This is a genomic window from Johannesbaptistia floridana (assembly GCF_057440575.1).
In genome coordinates this window covers 1-22411 of record NZ_JALKVM010000406.1, presented here as the reverse complement: position 1 = coordinate 22411, position 22411 = coordinate 1, and the positions used below count along the sequence as shown (strand labels likewise).

17 protein-coding genes and 6 tRNA genes are annotated in these 22411 nt (G+C 37.0%); 15 read left to right on the top strand and 8 right to left on the bottom strand.

The window, feature by feature from the left end; genetic code table 11:
- Nucleotides 1-54: 54 nt before the first annotated feature.
- Nucleotides 55-2259 carry a GumC family protein gene (locus MW688_RS23020; RefSeq protein ID WP_486738352.1) on the bottom strand — a complete coding sequence of 735 codons (2205 nt, stop codon included), beginning with the start codon at nt 2257-2259 and terminating at the stop codon, nt 55-57.
- 488 nt (nt 2260-2747) lie between these two features.
- Between MW688_RS23020 and chlP the strand changes: the two genes are divergently transcribed.
- Nucleotides 2748-3968: a geranylgeranyl reductase gene (chlP, locus tag MW688_RS23015; RefSeq protein WP_486738351.1), complete on the top strand. Its 1221-nt coding sequence runs from the start codon at nt 2748-2750 to the stop codon at nt 3966-3968.
- A gap of 64 nt (nt 3969-4032) precedes the next feature.
- Here the strand turns inward: chlP and MW688_RS23010 are convergent, their stop codons facing one another.
- Both MW688_RS23010 and MW688_RS23005 read right to left on the bottom strand, forming a co-directional pair.
- Nucleotides 4033-4572 (bottom strand): hypothetical protein, encoded by a 540-nt coding sequence (locus MW688_RS23010; RefSeq protein ID WP_486738350.1) that lies wholly within the window; start codon nt 4570-4572, stop codon nt 4033-4035.
- Nucleotides 4573-4852: 280 nt separating this feature from the next.
- Nucleotides 4853-6088 carry a proton extrusion protein PcxA gene (locus MW688_RS23005; protein ID WP_486738349.1) on the bottom strand — a complete coding sequence of 412 codons (1236 nt, stop codon included), beginning with the start codon at nt 6086-6088 and terminating at the stop codon, nt 4853-4855.
- A gap of 162 nt (nt 6089-6250) precedes the next feature.
- Here MW688_RS23005 and MW688_RS23000 point away from each other — a divergent pair, with 162 nt between their 5' ends.
- Nucleotides 6251-8320, top strand: coding sequence for a recombinase family protein (locus MW688_RS23000; protein WP_486738348.1), 2070 nt, complete (start codon nt 6251-6253; stop codon nt 8318-8320).
- Nucleotides 8321-8367: 47 nt separating this feature from the next.
- The gene (locus MW688_RS22995) at nt 8368-9840 is read left to right on the top strand and encodes a BCD family MFS transporter (protein WP_486738347.1); all 1473 of its coding nucleotides are present in this window, start codon (nt 8368-8370) and stop codon (nt 9838-9840) included.
- Here the strand turns inward: MW688_RS22995 and MW688_RS22990 are convergent.
- The 4 genes from MW688_RS22990 to MW688_RS22975 all read right to left on the bottom strand — a co-directional run bounded on the left by MW688_RS22990 (nt 9837) and on the right by MW688_RS22975 (nt 12974).
- Nucleotides 9837-11384, bottom strand: a complete 1548-nt coding sequence (locus tag MW688_RS22990) for a BamA/TamA family outer membrane protein (protein WP_486738346.1) — start codon at nt 11382-11384, stop codon at nt 9837-9839. The two genes, MW688_RS22995 and MW688_RS22990, sit on opposite strands and share 4 nt — an antisense overlap.
- Nucleotides 11385-11551: 167 nt before the next feature.
- Complete coding sequence (locus tag MW688_RS22985) at nt 11552-12091, bottom strand: FKBP-type peptidyl-prolyl cis-trans isomerase (protein ID WP_486738345.1); 540 nt, start codon at nt 12089-12091, stop codon at nt 11552-11554.
- Nucleotides 12092-12127: 36 nt separating this feature from the next.
- On the bottom strand, nt 12128-12460 hold the full coding sequence (locus MW688_RS22980; RefSeq protein WP_486738344.1) for a phasin family protein: 333 nt from the start codon (nt 12458-12460) through the stop codon (nt 12128-12130).
- A 154-nt stretch (nt 12461-12614) separates the two neighbouring features.
- Nucleotides 12615-12974 (bottom strand): VOC family protein, encoded by a 360-nt coding sequence (locus MW688_RS22975; protein WP_486738343.1) that lies wholly within the window; start codon nt 12972-12974, stop codon nt 12615-12617.
- Between the two features lie 250 nt (nt 12975-13224).
- Here MW688_RS22975 and MW688_RS22970 point away from each other — a divergent pair, with 250 nt between their 5' ends.
- From MW688_RS22970 to MW688_RS22955, 4 genes are all read left to right on the top strand, one after another.
- Nucleotides 13225-13767, top strand: coding sequence for a universal stress protein (locus MW688_RS22970; RefSeq protein WP_486738342.1), 543 nt, complete (start codon nt 13225-13227; stop codon nt 13765-13767).
- A gap of 61 nt (nt 13768-13828) precedes the next feature.
- A complete protein-coding gene (locus tag MW688_RS22965; RefSeq protein WP_486738341.1) occupies nt 13829-15097 on the top strand; it encodes a serpin family protein in 1269 nt (422 codons plus the stop codon).
- A gap of 13 nt (nt 15098-15110) precedes the next feature.
- Nucleotides 15111-15716, top strand: coding sequence for a DUF1517 domain-containing protein (locus tag MW688_RS22960; RefSeq protein ID WP_486738340.1), 606 nt, complete (start codon nt 15111-15113; stop codon nt 15714-15716).
- A 23-nt stretch (nt 15717-15739) separates the two neighbouring features.
- Complete coding sequence (locus MW688_RS22955; RefSeq protein ID WP_486738339.1) at nt 15740-16603, top strand: DUF1190 domain-containing protein; 864 nt, start codon at nt 15740-15742, stop codon at nt 16601-16603.
- 257 nt (nt 16604-16860) lie between these two features.
- Here the strand turns inward: MW688_RS22955 and pdhA are convergent, their stop codons facing one another.
- Nucleotides 16861-17892: a pyruvate dehydrogenase (acetyl-transferring) E1 component subunit alpha gene (gene pdhA / locus MW688_RS22950; protein ID WP_486738338.1), complete on the bottom strand. Its 1032-nt coding sequence runs from the start codon at nt 17890-17892 to the stop codon at nt 16861-16863.
- 78 nt (nt 17893-17970) lie between these two features.
- On the opposite strand from pdhA, the gene MW688_RS22945 reads away from it, so the two are divergent.
- The 8 genes from MW688_RS22945 (at nt 17971) to MW688_RS22910 (ending at nt 22200) form a co-directional block, all read left to right on the top strand.
- A complete protein-coding gene (locus tag MW688_RS22945; RefSeq protein ID WP_486738337.1) occupies nt 17971-20256 on the top strand; it encodes an IMS domain-containing protein in 2286 nt (761 codons plus the stop codon).
- Between the two features lie 341 nt (nt 20257-20597).
- Entirely contained in the window at nt 20598-20792 is a 195-nt protein-coding gene (locus MW688_RS22940; protein WP_486738336.1) for a hypothetical protein, read from the top strand.
- A gap of 114 nt (nt 20793-20906) precedes the next feature.
- Nucleotides 20907-21027, top strand: a tRNA-OTHER gene (locus tag MW688_RS22935).
- 77 nt (nt 21028-21104) lie between these two features.
- Nucleotides 21105-21209 (top strand) — tRNA-OTHER (locus MW688_RS22930).
- A gap of 81 nt (nt 21210-21290) precedes the next feature.
- Nucleotides 21291-21418 (top strand) — tRNA-Asp (locus MW688_RS22925).
- Nucleotides 21419-21495: 77 nt separating this feature from the next.
- Nucleotides 21496-21631, top strand: a tRNA-OTHER gene (locus MW688_RS22920).
- Between the two features lie 77 nt (nt 21632-21708).
- Nucleotides 21709-21832, top strand: a tRNA-Pro gene (locus tag MW688_RS22915).
- Nucleotides 21833-22073: 241 nt separating this feature from the next.
- A tRNA-OTHER gene (locus tag MW688_RS22910) sits at nt 22074-22200 on the top strand.
- Nucleotides 22201-22411: the final 211 nt, after the last annotated feature.

Here is a 22411-nt window from a genome sequence, read left to right as displayed (position 1 = left end):
CCAAGCCGGCAGTACTTCACTTGCCCTAATAAGAGCTATAAAAGAGAGTAAAAATTAATAGGTTAAAACTAATCCCAATAAAGGTAAGTTAAAAGCTTCAATTTTTTTCAAAGCTTTTTTAACTAGTGATTGAGAAGTTCTTTTTAGTCTTATATTTATTAACATAGCTTGAGTATTATTTGCTAGGAAGCTAGCATCCGATGATTCTAAGAACAAAGGGCAATAATATAGAACTAAATCATATCTTTGTTCTAAACTAGCCATTAGTTGTTGAAAGGATTTAGACGAAAGATTAACTTGATTATTTTCTAAATTACTTCCCGTAGATAGAAGGAACAAGTTTTGATTTCCCCCAGCCGATTGCACAACAGAGTCCATTGGTAAAGAATCATTTAACAAATTAGTTAATCCTTTTTCATTGGACACTGAAAAATATTTGTGCATCACAGGGTAATCAATATTCGCATCAACTATTAAAACTTTTTTGCCAGAGTTAGCTATAACCTCAGCTAATTTAGCAGTTAGATAAGCTTGACCATCCCCTGCCTCTACGGCACAAATGGCTAAGGATCTGAGATTATTTTCTTGGCTATTAAAATATATTTGGGTATATAATTCTTTAACCGCTTTAAGAGACTCTGCCTGCTCTATTATTCTCTCATCTGTGGTGTTGTTTAGATTTTCTTGATTGTCCTCTCCTAAATTAATTAGAGGAATTTTTCCCAGTATTGGTTCATGAAGGGAAAATTTTACATCAGATTCCTTATGAAAGGTGTTACGAGTTTTTTCTATAATCATTGCTAGGGCCATTCCTAAGACTATCCCTAAAACTACACCCCCCATAGCTCTTTTGACTTCACGAGAAACCCCGACTGTTTGGGTCCTTCCATCGATGTTATGAGATACAATTTCTGGCGGGGTAATTATTTCCCAAGGTCTATCTTGTTGAGCAGAGACTACGCTTAATTTTTCTCTCTCTAGGGTTAATTGGTTTAGAGTATTAGTCGTTAGTGCTAATTGTCTTTGTAATTCAGAATATTCTTTGATAATTTGTGTTATGTTTAACAGTTCTTGTTGAATTTTTGCTTCATTTGCTAACAACGAATCTAGGCGGGAGTTTAAAACGTCGATTTGATTTTGAGTATTGAGCATCTGTATCATCAACTCTTGATTAGACTGTTCTCGCAAAGAAAATAGATTGGAATCTCCACTTAAACCAATATTATATTCGGTGAGCATTATTTTTTTCTTATCTTCAATTAACCCTATCACATGGTTTTTTCTATCTTCTAGGGTTGTTAGCATGGGAGTATTTTGATTAAAACGTCCTGATTGAATAGCGATTAAGTTTTCTATTTCTCTCAGTTGCATCTGTAGTTCTTGCAAGTTTTGTAAATCATTAGCAAATTGAGGGTTTTTTCTTAGCCTTGAGAGAATTAAAACTTCTTCTAAACTTAAACCAACTTGATTACTTAAATTTTCTAGAGTTTTTTCTAATTCTTTTATACTACTTTCTGTTTGACGAATTTGGTATTTGACTTGGTTGTTTTCTAAAAATAGTTCTTGGCCTTTTTGCGTAGGATCTATAAGCTGATATTTTTGTTGAATCGCTTGTTGTTGATTTTGTATTGACTTAATTTTACTTTGAATTTCTGGTATTTGACTATCGATAAAAGTAACACCTGATTGGAGATTGTTTTGTCTCTCGGTAATGCTATATTCTAAAAATACTTCTGTCGTAGCGTCTAAAACTTCCATGACGTACCGACGATCTATAGCAGTAAAACTTACGCTGAGGACATTAGTTTTATCGAAGCGACTAATTCCTGCACTTACACGTTGAACAGAAAAATTCCTTTTTAATCCATAAAGAATGTTTTCTTTACTTACATTAGGAAGATTTTCCTGGACTCTTTCGGCGATTTTATTTTGCATAACTGGACTACTCAAAATTTTAATTTGTGTTGGGTAGTCTACTGAGCTAATTCTGGGATTATTGCCAATAATTGCCGAAGCATCAGTTAGGCGATCATCTGCACTAGCAGGCTCTAATAATATTTCAAACCTCCCCACATAAGGTTTTGTATTATTAGTTGAAAATATACCAGCAGCTCCCCCTAAAACTGCTAATACTATAACTATTGGCCAGTTACGTTGAAAAATATTTACACATAAGCTGAGAAATTTATCTACCTCAGTTTTTCTGGTTACTTCATTTTGAACATTCTCTTTACTTATTCTTTCTAATTCTAGGTTCATAATTTTTTCTTATATCCTCTACTTATTGATTTAACTACTATTATTCTCTTGTTTAACTCAGGTATGTTTACCCTGCTTTAGCACTTAATCAAAAATAATTATTTGGAACATATCAAAGCCATAACTAAACAAGATAATATTTTACTATATCTTGTTTATATTTTAGTTGGTAAGCAAAGTACCTGTTATCTTAGATTCTTTCTATAAATATAGATATACATGCTGGCTTTAGACTAATTTAATTTATACACTTGCTATCATAGCAGACTATTTACTACTAATACAGAATCTTCAGTGAATACTTCTAGATTATTAGTGTATGAATTTTTATTAAGATAGTTTATTAGTAAAACTATCCAAATATGTAAAGCAATGTTAAGAGAATTGTTAAACTCTATTGCAAATTAGTGGGTTAGGGGGAGTAAGGTATAGTAATCCCGTGTTAAGATGCCATTCGTAGGTCAATTAACTTGAAAAGGAGAAATACCTTGGCAATAAGGGTTGCAGTAATTGGTTCAGGACCCGCAGGCTCATCTGCGGCGGAAACTTTAGTAAAAGCAGGCATAGAAACTTATTTATTTGAAAGGAAACTCGATAATGCTAAACCTTGTGGTGGAGCTATTCCTCTATGTATGGTAAGTGAATTTGATCTACCTCCAGAAATTGTAGATCGCCGAGTGAGAAAAATGAAAATGATCTCACCATCAAATACAGAGGTAGATATTAATTTAGAAAAGGAAGATGAATATATTGGTATGTGTCGTCGAGAAGTACTTGACGGCTTTTTAAGAAATCGCGCAGCTGATTTAGGGGCGAATTTAATCAATGGCACAGTATACCAAATAGATATTCCTCACAATCAAACTCTTCCTTATACAATTCATTACGCGGATCATTCTCAAGGAGAAGCTAAAGGGGAAATGAAAACCCTCAAAGCTGATGTGGTTATTGGTGCAGATGGTGCTAACTCCAGAGTTGCTAAAGCTATTGATGCAGGAGATTATAACTACGCGATCGCCTTTCAAGAGCGCATTCGTTTACCTGAAAAAATGATGACCTATTACGATGATCTTGCTGAGATGTATGTAGGTAATGATGTTTCTCCTGACTTTTATGCTTGGGTATTCCCTAAATACGACCATGTGGCTGTAGGCACAGGCACAATGAAAGTAAACAAAGCTAAAATCAAAGAACTACAAGCAGGGATTCGTCAACGTGCTGCCCATAAGCTTCTCGGTGGTGAAATTATCAAAGTAGAAGCTCATCCTATTCCTGAGCATCCTCGTCCTCGTCGAGTAGTAGGACGTGTAGCCTTAGTGGGAGATGCCGCAGGCACCGTCACTAAATCTTCTGGAGAAGGAATTTACTTCGCTGCTAAATCCGGTCGTATGTGTGCTGAAACTATTGTTGAAACTAGCCAAAATGGTAATAAGCTCCCAACCGAAGCGGAGCTCAAACTTTATCTCAAACGTTGGGATAAAAAGTATGGTATGACTTACCTAGTCTTAGATCTACTTCAGAGAGTTTTCTACCGCTCTGATGCCACAAGAGAAGCATTTGTAGAAATGTGTTCCGATAAAGATGTACAAAAATTGACTTTTGATAGTTATCTTTATAAAACAGTCGTTCCTGCAAATCCTCTAATTCAGATGAAAATAACAGCTAAAACTCTCGGGTCTTTACTTCGGGGTAATGCTTTAGCTCCCTAATTGTTGGCAATTATTCAAACATTTTAAACTCCCACTTGACTAGATATCAGTGGGAGTTTTGCTGTTAATATTGATAATCAGGAAATAGTTCTAGGGGAAAATCTCTAGCATCTAAACAATTATCCATTGCTTCTTGGGGAGAAACAGTATACAGTCGGTCACTAAGACCAATAACGCATCTAGCATAGCGCCTGGGTAAAAGGCTATTGCGACAGTTGTTCAATACGCTAGTTAATATGGTAGTATCCCCTTCCTCATTGTTTGCCTCTTCTAGTTCAGTTGGCGTAAATTTTACCCCAGCATTAATTCTATTAACACAGGTAGCTAATTCTTGAGGACGACGTACCCGATAACAAGCTTGTAGTGTAGCCTCTGGTGCTAGAGAAGTCTCTCTAGTTATTTCCTGAACACAACTAGATAACTCTCTCGGATAGAGGGCATCGGCACAGGCGATTCCTGCTAAATCGCCATCAATACCACTAGCAAGCATTCTGTTTGCACAAACATTAAAAGAATTTGCCCAAGTGGGAGTAGAGGGTGTACCGAAGAAAAGTAAACTAGTAATAGTGCTTAAAGGAATAGTTAGTTTAAGTAGTTTTTTCATAAATTTGTTTAAACCTAACTCTAATCATGGCAATTTTAGCAGATTTTTGTGTAACTAAGTCCTAACTAAATCCTTAATTGCTTTTTAATAGCTTTTTTAACCTCCTTCAGCAAAGGTAACCATAATAATCACAGACATTAAGATACCTGGAGCAAGTAGAGTAACAAGTAGCAACAATTCTTGAACTGTCATAGTAATTTACATTGAATAGATTAATTAACCAAAGCTTTAGTATGACATAGAAATTTAACTATCATGGCAATTCTTAAGCAAAATTTTATTACTCATTCATACTGCGATAAGTTGCCACTGAAGAAGGAGAAATGCGATTGAGATAGCGGAAAATCCAATATTTGAGAACTGTATCTAAGATTACTGGAAAAGTGGCAATAAAGAGAAAATTAAACTCGCGATTCTCAGGAAGTCCAAAATGTCTAGAGATTCCTTCTAGAATAATTTCCCAACCGTGGGGAGAGTGATAACCTACAAAAATATCAGTTAAGAGAATAATCAAAAAAGCTTTGGCTGAATCACTCAACCCATAGGTTAAATCATCTAAAAATGATTTAACGACCGCTATTTCCTTTTGACTAAAAAAAATAATTAATCCAAAAGATAGTAAAGAAAATATATCCGCAAAAATATTTTCTATCGCATTTGTGCCTAAATTCTTATATTCTGCGGCAATTTCTGTAACTTTTTCCTGTAATAAACTATCTATTTCTTCGGTAGATAATTTCGGTTTAGTACCTAATAAAATCTCAAAATGTATTTTGTGTTCATACTGTTCTAATTCCACAAGAGCTTCTTCTTCAAAATCTCTATTAATAAAGATTAATTCTTGATTATCTGCGGCGTATTTGTTAACTAGGGGAGTTATTATAAACGTCTTAGTTACTTGATGAGTAAGTAAAGGAATAATAATTAAAATCAAGAAAAACTTCACGGATATTGCGGTTTTATAACGAGAACGTCTAAACTTACTCAATACCTCTTCTTCTGTTTGCTGGGAATTAGGGTCTATTTCTTGCTGTACTCTTCTAATTGTTCTCCACAAAGAACGAGGCAGTACACTAGTTTTATCTGATACTGATTCTAATTTAACGCTAGATTTAGTGAGATTAACAGGTTCTTGAGAATTTAAATAGTCTTGTTTGCCTAAATATTGGGTATGTTCTACATATCTTAGCAAATATTGCTCTATTAACTCAATTTTTGCTAAAATATCATAGTTATGTTCAGAATCAATAACCCGACTATTTATTGAAGAACGATTCGTTAAAAATTGATTCAGTCGTATTTCGGCAATTTTTAAATTGCGTTTAATCTCCCGATTAAAATAACGAATAACACTATCACCATATTTAGCATAGCTACTAGAGACCTTTTTCCCAGCAAAATGCTCGGTTTCAATTGATTTAATCGCTAAAACACAATGATAAGCTTGTTCTAGATCTCGATAGGGTTTTTGGTTGAACCAGTCTTGAGCTTGAGTAAATAAATTAAAAAATTTCATAGATAAACCAAACTAGAGAAGTATATGGTAGTGTTTAGACTCAATTGGGCTATTCAACGTTTAAATCAACCTTGGGGGTCAATCCCTAACTTCAATGAAGTAAGTTAGGGTAGTTGAATGATCTTCCAAATCAATAGTTAATAAATAAGTTAACAAAAAAATATGTCTAAATATTCTATATGGATTAATGGATCAAGTCGTAGTGGCAAAACTACGCGATTAATTGAAGAATGGCTTGAGTGGGTAAAAGCCAAACTCAATTACCATCGTAACCAAAAAACATTGAGTGAGCGTTTGCAACCTCCAGCATCGGCAGTTTTGATTTTTGCACCTAATCGGGATCAACGTCGTAACTTAGCTGACAAATTATCTAATGCAGTACAGGGTAGTTATCCTGCCTTGTGTAAAACTCCTATAGGTTTTTTTAGTGACGAAGTTGTGTTGTTCTGGCCATTATTATTAAAAACATTACAAATAAAAGCCCAGTTTCCCCTCCGACTTCGCCCCGAAACAGAACAAGAATTAGCACTTCTATTATGGCGCTCCCAAATAGATTGGGAACAAATGCAAGCTTTGGGAGGACAAGAACGTTTTGTCAGACGCTTACTAGACTTGTGGCAGTTAGCTGGGGCAAGTTGTACACCTATAGAATCAATACCCTCCTATTTAAACAGAGGATTGGATTTACCCTCTATTATAGACCCAGATATATTAGGAAAACTATTATTACAGTGGCGTCAATGGTGCTTAGAAAGAGGTTTTTTAACCTATGGCTTAATTTATGAATTGTACTGGTCTTATTTACTACCAGATCCATATTACCGAGAGCAATTTAAGCATCGTTATGAAGCTATATTTGCTGACGATGTAGATGATTATCCAGCGATCGCCAGGGACTTATTTGAGTTCTGTTTAGACCAAGGTAAATTCTCCGTATTTACTTATAATTTATCGGGTAAAATCAGACTAGGTTTAGGTGCAGATCCTGATTATCTAGCTGGCTTGGCTAATCGTTGTCGAGTAGAAGAGTTACACAGACATCCTGGTATTGGTTGGCACAGAACGAAGGATATTATTAGAGTTGTTGAGCATCCTACGGAGATAGAAACTCTAAAAACTTGTACAGAGGGGATTTATTCTCTAACAACAATATCGAGAGCAGAATTATTGCGCCAAGTTACTATTACTATTGCTGAAGCTATATCTCAAAAAAAGGTTCAACCAGAAGAAATTGCGATTATTGCCCCAGGTTTAGATGAAATTGCCCGTTACAGTTTGATGAATATGTTAGGGACTTTGGGTATAGAATTAGACCCTGTAAATGAGCAACGTCCTCTGTATAGTTCTCCTGTTGTCAGGGCTTTGTTAAATTTATTAGCACTAGTTTACCCTGGTTTAGGGCGTTTAGTTCCCCCTGAGGCTATTGCTGAAATGTTGGTAATTTTGTCTCAATCCCAAATTGATCCCGTTAGAGCTGGTATTATTTCTGACTACTGCTATCAGATAGATTTAGAGCAGCCTTATATGTTACCCGTTGAAAAATTTCCTCGCTGGGATCGCATCGGTTATCAAGCTACTCAAGCTTATCAAAACATTGCCCATTGGATTACTCAACAAAAAACCCAAGTAGCCGTTAACAAACTTAGCCCCATTATTTTTCTCAATCAAGCAATTAAAGAGTTTTTTGGCGATAGAGATAGTCTAAATTACGAAAAATTAACGGTATTGCGAGAATTGATGGAAACTGCTCAACATTACTGGCAAGTAGATCGCCGTCTGCGAGAAAATGATCCTACTTTTCAGTCTTCTACTGCTACTATTAGAGGTTTTATTGAGTTGTTACGTAGAGGCACAATTACCGCTAACCCAAATCCTGTGAATAAATATGGTAATCAGCCGGAAAAAGTAACTTTAGCTACTATTTTTCAGTATCGCTCTCTACGTAGTTCTCATCGCTGGCATTTTTGGTTGGATGCTGGTTCTATATTATGGTACAAAGGTGGTGCAGCTATGTTGTTTGCCGCTCCTTTGTTTTGGAAATCTTGGCCTGGAAGAGTACAAACTTCTCAAGAGCAGTTAAATATAGAGCAAGACCGTTTAAAACTTATTCTTGAGGATTTGTTGGCACGTGTAGAAGAGAGAATTTATTTGTGTCATTCTGATTTAGGTGTCGATGGTAGAGAACAATTAGGACCTCTGTTGAGCTTAGTTTATGGATCTGAAGAATGTTAAGATTGATTAATTAAAAAGAAGTTAACAACATATATCTATGAATTATAATGAAAACCAAATCTATATCAAAGCAGGAGATAGGATTAGTAAAAATATTTCGCCTAGGTTTATTTAATCTAGGCTTAGGAGTAATGGCCGTATTGACTCTAGCAGTGTTAAATAGAGTGATGATCTCTGAATTAGGAATCCCAGGAACTATAACAGCAGGAACTTTAGCTATGTCTCAAATAGTGGCACCAGCTAGAGTGTGGTTTGGTCAATTGTCAGATGTTAAACCAATCGCAGGGTTACATCGCACTAATTACGTGAGAATTGGTACCGTGTTGTTTGGATTAGCGGTATTTTTAGCAGTACAAATAGTTTGGCAAATGGGTAAAGTGATTCGAGACAACGGAGGTTGGAGTTGGAATAATCAAACAATCACTTTAGCTATTTTATTGGGTTTGGTTTTGGCTTTTTATGGATTGGCTGTTAGTTCAAGTTCAACACCCTTTACCGCTTTGTTAGTAGATGTTTCTCCAGAAAAAAATCGCTCTCAAGTAGTGGCGATCGCCTGGTCAATGTTGATGGTGGGAATAGTTATTGGTGGTATTAGTGGCAGTATTTTACTTAAGAGTGTACAACAGTCTGATTTGATGTTGGGTATTAATATCGGCAGTATTCTCGCTGTGGACTTAGCAGCAATTCCCACTCCTTTGGAGATATTGCAAACTTCTATCAACAGGATTTTTATATTTGTACCATTGATTGTTTTTGCTTTGGCTTGTCTAGCTACTTGGGGTATAGAAAAGCGTTACTCCCGTAAGGTTAAGCCTTCTCAAGCTACTGAGAGAGAAGATAGTATTACTATAGCCTCTGCCTTAAAAGTGTTAACCACAAGTCGCCAAACAGGTATATTTTTTAGCTTTTTAATTATCTTAACTATTGGCTTATTTATGCAAGAAGCAGTATTAGAACCTTACGGGGGAGAGGTATTTGGCATGTCAATTGCCCAAACCACTCTCTTAAACTCTTTTTGGGGAATCGGTATTTTAATCGGTTATAGTGTAACAGGCTTTCTGGTGATTCCCCGTCTAGGTAAAATTAATACAGCTAGAATTGGTTGTGTATTGGTAGCAATTTGTTTTATATTAATTATTCTCTCAGGCTTGACTCAAGAACAAACTATCTTGAAAGCTACTATGATTATTTTTGGCATGGCTACGGGAATAACCACAATTAGCGGCATCAGTTTAATGCTAGATTTAACCTCTCCCGAGAAAGCTGGTACCTATATTGGTGCTTGGGGTTTGGCCCAAGCTTTAGCAAGGGCCGTAGCTACCTTTAGCGGTGGTATAGTTTTAGATATAGGGAAACAACTATCTAGTTCTTTGGTCGTAGCTTACGGTTTAGTCTTTGGTTTACAAGCTGTGGCTATGTTACTAGCGATTTTGATGCTTAATCAAGTAAATGTAGAAGAATGGAAAAGACAAACTCAAGGCGCGATCGCCATCGCCATGGAAGGAGATTTAGACGGTTAAAAACGCTCGCCAATATTAAAATATACTGCACTCTCACCTTGGTCATTGAGGGCGAATTCTAGTCTTAGGGTACCAAAGCGGCTAGGAAGCAGTAACCCTAAGCCGTAACCCAGGCCACTCCCCGGCTTGTCTCTAACTATTCCAGGTTCTCCTTTGACTGTATCTCCAGAACCTAAATCTGTGGCGTAGTCCACAAATAAACTTCCTGCTAGATTATATCTATCTTTAAAAGCATTAAAATTAACTATCGGGAAGCGATACTCTATTGTACTTTGAATAAAACTACGACCAGTACCTACTTCACCAGAACCATAACCTCTTACAGATATACCACCGCCTAGGGTAAAAGCGTCGTAGGGTGGTAAATCACCGATTACTGTTCCCCCTTGTAGGTTAAACACAAAGGTACGATTTCCTTGGGTAAATCCAAATAGTGGTAGTGGAACATACTGAGTATAATTAGCAGCGAAGCGACTGTATAAAATATTAGCATTGCCCACGGGAATTGATTGATCTACACCAAATAATAAGCGATAACCTTCACTAGGATCCAGGGAATTATTGCGTTTATCCAAGGCACTAGCAAAGTTAATAGTTAATAGGGTGTCTTGTCCATCATCACTAAATGTCAATGAATTTCCCTCTTCATCTACAGGTTGTAAAGTTTTGGCAAAAATACCGTCTCTCACCGATACTACGCGATAAGATACTCCTAATGCCCCTTGGAAGTTCCTAGTTAAGGGAAAAAAGTACTCTACTCCACCTCCAAATCTATACACCCAGGGATCACTACCATTGGGTAAGTCTACTTCCTCCTCTCCGCCATCAAATTCTGTTTCTAATCCCTGACGAATATTAATATTAGCAGCAAAACCGCGATCATGTCTGAAGAAGTCTCGATAATCTAAGTCTAAACCCAGGGTGTTTTCTCCCCCTTCGATACCTAAACTGATAGCTTTGTTTGTACCTCCTAAATTTAGCACTCCAAAACGGACTCCTCCCCCAAATCCTCCTGGTCTATCGGACATGGGTAATACGGTAACTGGTCTGGCGGAGCCTTGTAGTGCAGTTGGTGGATTCAATGTTAACCCAAAGGTAAACAAGAACTGATTGTTCTCTTCTACTGTTACCACCATAACTACATCATTTTCTTGATTATCTACTGTCGATGGTTCTAGAGACAGACTAGCTCGTTTAACTATAATTAAATCATTAACTCCTGCTAAACCTGTTTTAGCTAATTCAGAGTTATACACATCTCCTGGTTTTAATTTAAACTCTCTTTGAATAATATCAGGTCGGGTTTTTCCTTCTACAGGTTGATTATCTCTATCAACAAATCTTACTTGGATTTCTCTAATAGTTTGCCCTTGAGAAGGAGGTACTGTAATAGTCTCATCTTCGTCTATAAATATATCTGTTTCTAGATCTTCAATTTCCTCTTCTTGAATGGGTGTATCGGGAATTACTTGTCCATAAGTAACCTTGGAGGTAGCTATATATGTAAAAAAAAATATCAACCCGAAAGTAAAATAGTTCAACATAAATTTAATTAAAATACAATTACTAGCGATCGCTTATCATCCCTGACATTATATATAGTTTCCTCAAAAAGTCAAAAATTTTAACCTGTAGTTTTCTCTACTAAAATAGGGAAGTTACTTTATTTTAACTTCCCTATTTGACTATTTAGTTTACCAGTTCACTTAATTTACTTTGTATCTAATAACTCTACATCAAAAATAAGAGTTGCATTTGGAGGAATCACATTACCTGCGCCACGAGAACCATAACCTAACTCAGGAGGAATAATTAATTGACGACGTCCACCAACTTTCATGGTAGCTACGCCTTCATCCCAACCTTTTATTACTTGCCCTACACCAATTTTAAAACTAAAGGGACGGTTGCGATCGCGTGAACTATCGAATTTTTGACCATTTTCTAGTAATCCTGTGTAATGTACCGTCACAGTATCACCCCTTTCTGGGCTTTTTCCTTCACCTGCTTCTACATCAATGTATTTTAAGCCAGACTCTGTAGTTAATGCCTTATCCATATCTAGACTATTTATATCTAATGCCACTAATATTTCCTCCTGATTGATGATCTTTTGCTCAGAGTTTACTACTTCAGATTTAACTACAGAAGGGATCGCCTCTGCTGGTTGGCTGCTAGTAAACAGATTAGATACAAATAACAGCACTACACAAAATACAATCACACTAAAACTAATTAAAATCTCTCTCATAAGACCTATTAATTCAAATCTGTAGCTATTTTAACACTAACGCCATAGTTTATTTTCTAAATCTCTAACTTGACGTTCTAAACGGTCTATACGTCCTCTCAACTCATCTACTTCTGACTGACGCGCTACCCCCAAATCTTGCAGCATATTACGCATCTGTCTTTCCATTTGTTGTTCAAAATTTCCTTGTTCTGATTTCATCTGATTCATTAAATCATCAACAAAGGCATTGGCTTGTTCTGGATTTATTTTACCTTCTTTTACCCATTCTTCACTAACCTCCTTGAGTTTTTCTGCTACATAGGATGTTGTGCCTACCCCTATGGTTATAAACTGTCTTAGCCAATCATTATTATTTCTATTGGTCATTAATTATTTCCCCTGGTACGAACTAATTTTTATTTTTACATATTCGTCTGAATAGATTACGACAACTTTACTCGATTAATCAATAATCCCCCGAATTACCGCAATTGGGATTCAGGAGATTATTATGGATGGGCTGTATTTATAGGTGAAAATATTATTGCGCTACAGGAGTTTTAGCTGGTTGTAATAAACTTAATAGATGACCATCAGGGGTTCTTACGGCAGCTACTTTACCAAAAGAAGGTTCTCTGACTCTTCCTTCTAATTTAGCGCCTAGAGTTTCTAGCTTACTTAAAGATGCCATCACATCCTCTACATGGAAACTGAGAATAGGAGAACTTCCGGCAGTCATACCTTCTGCTGAGTGTAAAGCGATAGTTGTACCATTAGCATCTAATTCGGCCCAAGCAGGACTAGACATTTTGATTGTTAGTCCTAAGCCTTCGGCGTAGAATTTAGCTGTCCCTTGGACATCATTAACCATGAGCATGATATGTTTAAATTCTGCTGTCATAAAATTTTTGAATATTTTTACTTGAGTTTTTCTGTTAATAATTGTAACTGATTTAGCTAAAGATAACTTAATTTTTCCTACTTTTTGTTAACCCTTAGACGAAATCAGTGACACAGCATTTTTATTTACGTCACAATATACATAGGCGATTACATCAAGTAGAGAATAACTAGATAACTACCACATAAAATTTCGTTCACCCGTTTTGATCTTAGAGAAAAACCATATCCAAAAAGAAGGAGATTAAATTATGAATATTAACTTAGAAAATCAATCATCACCTTCACAAATCAATTCAACCCCTCAAGAAATAGGTTACAAAAGAATTTTAGTAGCTGTAGATTATCAGAACTCCACAAGAGAAATTTTTCGGGTTGCTATGAACTTAGCTACTGTTTATGGAAGTAAACTAAAAGTTTTTCACAGTATTCAAGGAGAATTACCTGGAGTACCTATTATGGACGGTTTCAGTAGCATGGGAGTCTATGGCAGCTTATATAACGAGGAAGTAGACGAATTCTATGAAGAAGCCTATCAAAAAGCGATAGAGAAGTTAGAAAATTGGTTAAAATCATTCACCGAAGCAGCAAGAGAAAAGAATATAGAGGCAGATAGTGACTACTTCATCGGAGACCCAGGCAAAAATATTTGTAAAATGGCACAGGAATGGAATGCAGACCTAGTCGTAATTGGTCGCCGTGGACGTTCGGGAGTTTCTGAACTATTATTAGGAAGCGTGAGTAATTACGTGGTTCATAATGCTCACTGTTGCCTATTAGTAGTCCAACATTAAAGTAAAGCAATCAGCTTTCCTTGGTATGGGTCGGACTTGCCTGGATTTTGAGGAGTCTTAGATGAAATTAAAACCGTTTACATTAGCAATTTTGACCCTCCTACTATTTATATTAGGGTCATCCATTCCCCAGATTTTAAACCCAGGACTGGCCGATAATCGCCTGACTGGAATAGTAGTAAGGTCAGTAGAATCAATCAAGTCTGAAAATCAAGATAGTCAAGGAAATTTAGCAATGGCTACCGCTAGTAACTCTTTTGGGTTAGAGTTGTTTCGTGAAATCAGTCAGCAAAATCAGGAAGAAAATATCTTTATTTCTCCAAGTAGTGTGAGCTTCGCTCTCTCAATGCTTTACAATGGGGCAAAAGGTGAAACAGCTACAGAAATGAGTCGGGTTTTGGGAACGGCAAATATGGATCTGCAAACTGTAAATCAACAAAATCAGCAATTAGTCGAAGCTATAATGACAGCAGATCCAAAAGTGGAATTGGCGATCGCTAATTCTCTTTGGTTGAAACAAGATTTTAACCTCAAACCAGAATTTTTAAACAATATTCAAACTTTTTATAACGCCAAAGTTACTGAATTAGATTTTAATAACCCTGAAGCTGTAGAAATAATTAATAGTTGGGTCGCAGATAACACTAAAGATAAAATAACTGAAATTATCGATGATATTGACCCTCAACAGGTTTTATTCTTAATCAACGCCGTCTACTTCAAAGGCGACTGGAAATATCAATTTGACCCAGAAAAAACTACTGAAAAACCATTTGAGTTAGCAGATGGTGAAACTAAATCTCACCCGTTTATGACTCAGGAGACTAATTTTCCTTATCTGGAAACAGAAACCTTTACAGGAGTAAGTCTACCTTATGGAGAAACAGAAAATTTGAGTATGTATCTGTTACTGCCAAAAGATAACTTAAATTCATTAGTGGGAAGCTTAAATCAAGAAAATTGGCAGCAGTGGTTAAGTCAATTCCAAAGCCAAGAAGTGACGGTGAGTATACCAAAATTTAAAGTGGAGTATGAAATAGATTTAGAAAAAATTCTGCCAAATCTGGGCATGAAACAAGTATTTTTACCCCAAAATGCAGATCTTAGTAATCTGACTTCTCAACAAGTATACGTAGACAAGGTTAAACATAAAACTTTTGTAGAAGTAGACGAAATGGGCACAGAAGCCGCTGCTGTAACTTCTACAGGAGTTAGAGTTACTTCTATAGGCAGATTTATTGAATTTAACAAGCCATTTGTTTATGCCATAGTAGAGCGCCAAACAGGTACAATCTTGTTTATAGGCACAATGCTTGAACCACAAATATAATAAATAAATAGCTATGAGTTCTTTAGGCGATCGCTTTAATCGATTTAGAGGTAAAACTCGTTTTGTTGTTTGTCGCATATTTCTACATCTGCGTGGTGAGGAGGCTGCACCACTTTTAGGAATACTAAATCAAGCAGCAAGGGATGCAGTAGAATCAGAAGGAGATTTAACCGTCTTAGGAGAAAGTTTAGTCACTATCTGTGAAAATCTACTACAGTTAAGTTATAACTGGCAATCAGCAGCTAACGAAGGTGATGTTTTCTGGAATGAAGACGATACCGCTTTTTATGTCAATGATTTATTTACAGATTCTGCCCAACGCTATCTTAGCGATGTAGAAGTTACTGATACTCCAGTAGGGAAAGACGAACCTTTGTCACTTCCAGTTACAGAAAACTTAATTGTTATGATCACAGTAGCCTTTGAAGGAGAAGTGCCTGAATTAGAAACCGATTTAGCCAATATGGCCCCTATGCAAGATGCTTTAAAAAGTTTAATCAATCTGCATTATCAAAACAAGTACAGGGCTATACAAGTGCATTTTTCTCCCGCCAGGTTAGGGGAATGTTTGGATTATGAGCAAATATTGCTCAATTTTCCAGAGTTGATACCACTATAAATTGAATTTGAACTGAATTAACTATGTTGTTACGTAAATTAATCTCCTATTCTCTTTGTTTGAGTTTGTTATTCTTAACAGTAGCTTGTGGGGGCAATTCTTCTAATCAAGTAAACCAAACCCCCTCAACAAATATGGCGAGTGTTAGAAATAATAATTTACCCGCTGGGGAATACCCTATTCAACAAGCAAGCTATGATGATGCTACCGGGGATTATACCCTGATGCTGCTAAATACGCCCCCAGGTTCACCCCCAGTGTACCAAAGTGCTAATATCCAAATGGCACGATTGACAGAGGAGGCGATCGCCAACGGTGCAACACCCTATTTAGAAATAAAATCAGATCAAGCGGTGATGTATCTCACCGAGGATTTTAAAATCGCATATGTCCACAATGTTACAGAAACTCAATATTCACCCCAAACAGGTCAACAGGAAACAGTAGTGGTGCGACGTGAGTCTAATTTTTGGACTCCCTTTGCTGGTGCCTTAGCAGGTCAAGCTGTGGGCAATCTCCTCTTTTCCCCTAGATACTATGTTCCTCCTGTTTATCAACCTGGAACAACTCTCAGTGGCTATGGTGGCTATGGTGACACCTATCGCGGTGCTGTAAATAGTTACACAAGTCGTTACAATTCTCCTCCCCCTGCCGTTGAGAATCGTCGCACTTTGCGAACCTCCGGGAGTGTGAAAAACAATCCTAGTGGCAACAGTACTGTTAGAACACCAAGTAGCACAACAAATACTAATAAATCTACTGGTGGCGGTTTTGGCTCTAGTACCCTTAATAATAATCAGAAAAATCCCTCCGTAAGGCGAAGTCCTTCTGGTAGTCGGGGTTTTGGTAGCGGTACTAAATCTCGCTCTAGAACTAGAAGACGTTAAATTTGAGCTTAAATATAAAATGCCACAAAAAACCACTTTCTATAGTATGTGTTAATCGAATGTAACGCATCATAGACAGCACTGGCGCGGACATATAATATCATGTCCGCTTATATGATACAATCAACAAAAATTAATCCCACAATCTTTATTTGCTGCGTTACGCTCGCGCTAACGCACCCTACTAGATTAACTTCTATAAATACAATTGAAACTCTAAAATTCGGGGAAATTCTTTTTTCCCCATTTTGTTATTCTTAATCTTCTGCAAAGATATAGCGATGCAATTCAGAGGGATCCGGTTCTGGACTCTCTTGTGCAAATTTTACCGCCTCATCAATACGAGTCTGAATCTCATGATCGATTTTCTTTAACTCTTCTTGAGTACTTAAGTTCTTTTCAATTAAATAATCACTTAGTCTTTTAATTGGATCTCTTTGTGCCCAAAATTCCTTCTCATCTTCAGAACGCAATTCATCAGGATCTGCAAGGGAATGTCCTCGGAAACGATATGTTAAAGCCTCAATCAAAGTGGGTCCTTCCCCAGCACGCGCTCTAGCCACAGCCTCTTGAGCCACTTTGTGAACTGCTAAAACATCCATTCCATCTACTTCTACCCCCACCATATCAAAAACGCTGGCTTTTTTGTAAATTTCTGGTTGAGAGGTTGCGCGATCGTGAGCCATCCCAATCGCCCACTTATTGTTTTCTACCACATAGATAATTGGCAACTTCCAGAGGGCTGCCATATTTAAACATTCAAAAAATTGACCATTATTACTAGCTCCATCCCCAAAAAAACAAGCCGTTACTTGATCCGCATTGGCATCTCCCATTACTTCCCGGCGATATTTACTCTGAAAAGCTGCTCCTGTGGCTACGGGAATTCCTTCAGCCACAAAGGCATAACCCCCTAATAAACGGTGTTTAGCTGAAAACATGTGCATTGAGCCCCCTCGCCCCTTGCTGCAACCTGTTTCTTTCCCAAATAACTCAGCCATTACTTCTTCTGGCGGCACACCACAACTTAAAGCGTGGACATGATCCCGGTATGTACTGCATACATAATCTTCTCCATTACGCATAGCTTTGATCACTCCCGAAGAAACCGCTTCTTGTCCATTATAAAGGTGAACGAAGCCAAACATTTTTCCTCGATAATACATTTCTGCACATTTATCCTCAAACAAACGCCCTAAAACCATGTCACGATACAAAATTAGGGCTTGTTCTTGACTAATTTCTATACTACTAGGGTCAAAATTTGGTACAGTACGTTCTGAAATCATAATTAACTTATTGTGTCCTTGTTTGAGATTTAAGATAACATCATAATATAAGAGAAAGGTAAAGAGGATTTGAAAGTCGTGAATATACTTCCAGCTTTCGACTCGGATTTAGAAGAGCCGAATCTAATAAATGTACCCCTAGACTATTATCGTATTCTGGGTATTCCAGTAGAAGCAACAGAAGATCAGATTAATCAAGCTTATCATGATCGCTGTCGGCAAGTACCTCGTTGTGAATATAGCGAAAAGGCGATCGCCGCCCGTCTACAGCTCATGGAAGAATCCTACCAGATTTTATCCGATCCTGAAAAACGTCGCAATTATGACAATCAATTCTTCAACACTGCTCCAAAAACAGAGACATCCCCAGATATATTTCCAGAACAGATAATCACTCCTAAATTAAAAATTAGCGAGAGTCAACTAGTTGGTGCTTTAGTTATTTTGCAAGAACTAGCCGAATACGAGATTCTCCTAGAAATAGGAGAGCATTATCTTGAAAAATCATCTATTAAAACATCAAATCAAACTGTTCAAGAACATCAAGATATTTTATTTAGTACTGCTTTAGCTAATCTTGAATTAGGCAAAGACCAATGGCAACAGGGGCAATACGAAAGTGCTGCCTCTTATTTTACTAAAGGTCAAGATTTACTAGAACATCAGGAACGCTATAGCAATGTTTATTGTGAAATACAAGAAAATCTGGGAAGATTACTCCCCTATCGAATTTTAGAATTATTAGCAAAAGATTTAGACCAGGTACAAGAACGTCAAAAAGGCTTAAATCTTTTACAAGAAATGCTTAATAAACGTCAAGGTATCGAAGGTCAAGGACAAGAAGATTACTCAGGATTAACTGTTGACGATTTATTGTGTTTCATTCAACAAATTCAAATCTACATGACTGTATCTGAACAGCAAGAAATTTTTCTCAAAGAGTCTCATCGTCCCTCTCCTGTTGGCATTTATTTAGCCTTTTACGCTCTTTTAGCAAGAGGTTTTAGCGAGAAACAACCTGAACTAATTTTAGAGAGCAAATCATTACTAAAACGCCTCTCTATAGCTCAAGATACACATTTGGAAAAAGCAACCTGCTGCCTACTTCTAGGACAAACAGAAGAAGCATTAGCAGCATTAGATAATAGTCACGAAAAAGATACACTAGCTTTTATCGCCTCACAATCAGAAGGTTCTCCTGATTTACTGCCAGGTTTATGCTTATACGTAGAAAGATGGCTGCAATTAGAGGTTTTCTCTCATTTCCGTGACTTAGTTGATTCTTCTGTTTCTCTAGAAGAATATTTTACTAATCATTCAGTACAAACTTACTTGGATGGCTTGACTGGCAAAACTGAAACCAATGTTTTACCAGATTCTCCACCAGTACTTGATAACCAGCCATCAACTCAAAAATTATCAGTCAGAGAGCAACTATTTCAAGCTAGTTCACTCCATACAATTAATACACTCAATCAACCTAATCAACAAAACCCAAATCCTATTAATACATCTATAACTCAAGCTCAACGTAAACCATCTCCCTTAATTGACCATGAACAGTCAGAAACTCAAGAGATAAATGTAAAACCAAAAGAAAAGAATTTATCAAAATCTAAAACTACTACTAAGAAAACTCAAGAGTCTCAAAACACTCAAAAGAATAAATACAAATGGTTGATTCTTTTAGCAAGTTTACTAGGTACTGCTCTTTTAGCCATTGCTTACGCATTCTTCAGACACAGAGTCATCTCAACTATTCCCAGTACAACCACTCAAACTACACCATTCTCAGAGTTAATGGTTAATCTAGACCGCCCTATTTTAACTTTATCAGAAGCCGAACCTGAACCCACACCTGAACCTGAACCTGAACCTGAACCTGAACCGGAACCTGAACCGGAACCTGAACCTGAACCGGAACCTGAACCTGAACCGGAACCTGAACCTGAACCGGAACCCACACCACCCCAGCCAACCCTAGACGATAATCAAGCTGAAGCAGTTGTTGCTAGATGGTTAGAAGCCAAATCATTGGCCTATGGTCCCTCATACCAAAAAGAAGCGTTAGAAAGCATATTATCAGGTTCTTTACTCCAGACTAGGCAACAAATCGCTGATAGGGTTAAAAGCCAAAATGTGCATCGAGAATATGATCACTCTTTAGACATAGAGTCAGTAAATATAGATCCTAATAATCCCGAAAAGGCTCAAATAATTGCTCAGGTTCAAGAAGCAGCAAGATATTATCAAAATAATAATCTGTTGCCAGAGCAATCCTACTCTTCTGATTTACTAGTCCGCTACTATCTCAGTTGGATTGATGACCAATGGTTTATTACAAAGATTGAAGTGGTTGAATAGCTTGCTGTGACTAGTTTTTATCCTTAATTATCGCTCTCTTTGATAAAAACTTAAAGAAAATCCTTGACTTTTATTTTGTTATACGTTAAGCTTGTTTTATATACAAAGAGAGCACATCTAGAAAAATGTTACTACCAAAAACAGCAGGCTCAGTGTTCCCTTGTTTACCAAAACTCAATGATAGTATACTTACAGTTTAATTATCTAAGTAGTGTACTAAGTAAGTGTAAGTAAGTGGATATGTAGAGCAAATACAAAAGTATAACAAGGCATATACCCACTTAAGAAAAGTACTTAAGTTTTGGAAAAAGAGAAGATAAGTAGAAAAGAGACTGCGAAAAATGAACAGACAGAACATACTAGTAGATAGCGATAAAAACAAGTTTTTTTCTAGAGAAGAGATAATTCACTCAGCAGATCATTCAATAGAAAATATTATAACAGAAAGTATCATGGAATATCCTGTAGATGAGTATTCTATGGGCAACCGAGGGAATTTTCTGCTCATAGATTTTGTTTATAATCATCAACGCTAAGATTTTACCTCAAAATACAAGACAAAAACTATACAATACAACACTTATTGTCTGACTTATTTTCTGCAATTGTAGTTAGAGGCTTCAAAAAAGTAAAACTTAGTAACTAGACAGGGTGTGATAGCTCAGTTGGTGGAGCAAGGAAAAGTTTTTTCCCTTTGTTTGCAACTAGTCTGGTAAGACCGAAAAATGAGGGTTACCTGTGTCCCAGGTTCGACTCCTGGTCACACCACCAATATAGAAGTGATTTAAGTCCTTATTTGGAAATAGTTATTACTTTTGAACTCAAACTGCAAATCATGACTAAATCAAAGGGCAGTAGCTCAGTGGTAGAGCGTTAGCTTATATCCTTGTTAGATAACTTGTCCAGTAAGGGCCGAATAACTAGGGTCGCAGGTTCAACTCCTGCTTGCCCTGTACAATCTAAGATTAACACAAATTTTAGATTGAAACGGTTCTCACTCTTGAAGCAGAAAAGTAAATTAACAACTAAACCAAGGGACAGTAGCTTAAATGGATAGAGCACCAAAAACATCTTTGTTGACAACTTGTCTGCAAAAGGCCGAACAACGAAGGTTATCGCCCTGTCACGGCGGAGGTTGCGGGTTCGAGCCCCGTCTGTTCCATCAATCTAAGATTAACACAAATTTTAGATTGAAACCGTTTCCACAATAACAAGTGGAACAAATTACAACTAAATCAAGGGGCAGTAGCTCAGTGGCAGAGCATAGTTTATATCCTTGTTGACAACTTGTCTGCAAAAGGCCGAACAATGAGGGTTACCAATTATAGCAAAAAACAAAAACAAAAGGTCGCGGGTTCGATCCCCGCCTGCTCCATCAATCTAAGGTTAACACAAATTTTAGATTGAAACCGTTTCCACAATAACAAGTGGAACAAATTACAACTAAATTAAGGGGCAGTAGCTCAGTGGTAGAGTTTATATCCTTGTTGACAACTTGTCTGCAAGAGGCCGAACAATAAGGGTTATCGTTTGTTTTGGGTACAAAAGGTCGCGGGTTCGACTCCCGCCTGCTCCATCAATCTAAAAGTAGTTCAAGCTCTTAGATTGAAACGGTTCTCGCTCTTTAAAGCAGAACATTAAATCTCACCAAATCCTAGTTATAAAACTCAATTGTTATGAAAGATAAGTTTGTAGTAGGGCTTTAGCCCTATTAACCTGTAGCATTTACTGTATTTTTTTTGGACTAAAGTCCAACTACGAACCTCATTTTTAACTGGGGTATATCAACCGGATGCGAGTAATAACCTCTAACTCAAGGGACAGTAGTTCAAATGGATAGAACACCAAAAACATCCTTGTTGACAACTTGTCTACAAAAGGCCGAACAATGAGGGTTATCGCCTATGACGCAGGAGGCTGCGGGTTCGAGCCCCGCCTGTTCCATCAATCTAAGATTAACACAAATTTTAGATTGAAAAGGTTCTAGCTCTTCAAAGCAGAACAATAAATTCTCCCAAATCCTAGTTAGAAAAGCCAATTATTATGAAAGATAAGTTTGTAGTAGGGCTTTAGCCCTATCAACCTGTAGCATCTACTGTATTTTTTGGACTAAAGTCCAACTACGAACCTCATTTTTAACTGGGGTATATCAACC

What these genes read in the sequence shown, in the direction of transcription:
- pdhA (WP_486738338.1), bottom strand. Translation starts at nt 17,892, where the DNA reads ATGATTTCAGAACGTACTGTACCAAATTTTGACCCTAGTAGTATAGAA.
- MW688_RS23020 (WP_486738352.1), bottom strand. Translation starts at nt 2,259, where the DNA reads ATGAACCTAGAATTAGAAAGAATAAGTAAAGAGAATGTTCAAAATGAA.
- MW688_RS22975 (WP_486738343.1), bottom strand. Translation starts at nt 12,974, where the DNA reads ATGACAGCAGAATTTAAACATATCATGCTCATGGTTAATGATGTCCAA.
- MW688_RS22980 (WP_486738344.1), bottom strand. Translation starts at nt 12,460, where the DNA reads ATGACCAATAGAAATAATAATGATTGGCTAAGACAGTTTATAACCATA.
- MW688_RS23010 (WP_486738350.1), bottom strand. Translation starts at nt 4,572, where the DNA reads ATGAAAAAACTACTTAAACTAACTATTCCTTTAAGCACTATTACTAGT.
- MW688_RS22990 (WP_486738346.1), bottom strand. Translation starts at nt 11,384, where the DNA reads ATGTTGAACTATTTTACTTTCGGGTTGATATTTTTTTTTACATATATA.
- MW688_RS23000 (WP_486738348.1), top strand. Translation starts at nt 6,251, where the DNA reads ATGTCTAAATATTCTATATGGATTAATGGATCAAGTCGTAGTGGCAAA.
- MW688_RS22970 (WP_486738342.1), top strand. Translation starts at nt 13,225, where the DNA reads ATGAATATTAACTTAGAAAATCAATCATCACCTTCACAAATCAATTCA.
- MW688_RS22965 (WP_486738341.1), top strand. Translation starts at nt 13,829, where the DNA reads ATGAAATTAAAACCGTTTACATTAGCAATTTTGACCCTCCTACTATTT.
- MW688_RS22955 (WP_486738339.1), top strand. Translation starts at nt 15,740, where the DNA reads ATGTTGTTACGTAAATTAATCTCCTATTCTCTTTGTTTGAGTTTGTTA.
- MW688_RS22995 (WP_486738347.1), top strand. Translation starts at nt 8,368, where the DNA reads ATGAAAACCAAATCTATATCAAAGCAGGAGATAGGATTAGTAAAAATA.
- MW688_RS22960 (WP_486738340.1), top strand. Translation starts at nt 15,111, where the DNA reads ATGAGTTCTTTAGGCGATCGCTTTAATCGATTTAGAGGTAAAACTCGT.
- MW688_RS23005 (WP_486738349.1), bottom strand. Translation starts at nt 6,088, where the DNA reads ATGAAATTTTTTAATTTATTTACTCAAGCTCAAGACTGGTTCAACCAA.
- MW688_RS22940 (WP_486738336.1), top strand. Translation starts at nt 20,598, where the DNA reads ATGAACAGACAGAACATACTAGTAGATAGCGATAAAAACAAGTTTTTT.
- MW688_RS22985 (WP_486738345.1), bottom strand. Translation starts at nt 12,091, where the DNA reads ATGAGAGAGATTTTAATTAGTTTTAGTGTGATTGTATTTTGTGTAGTG.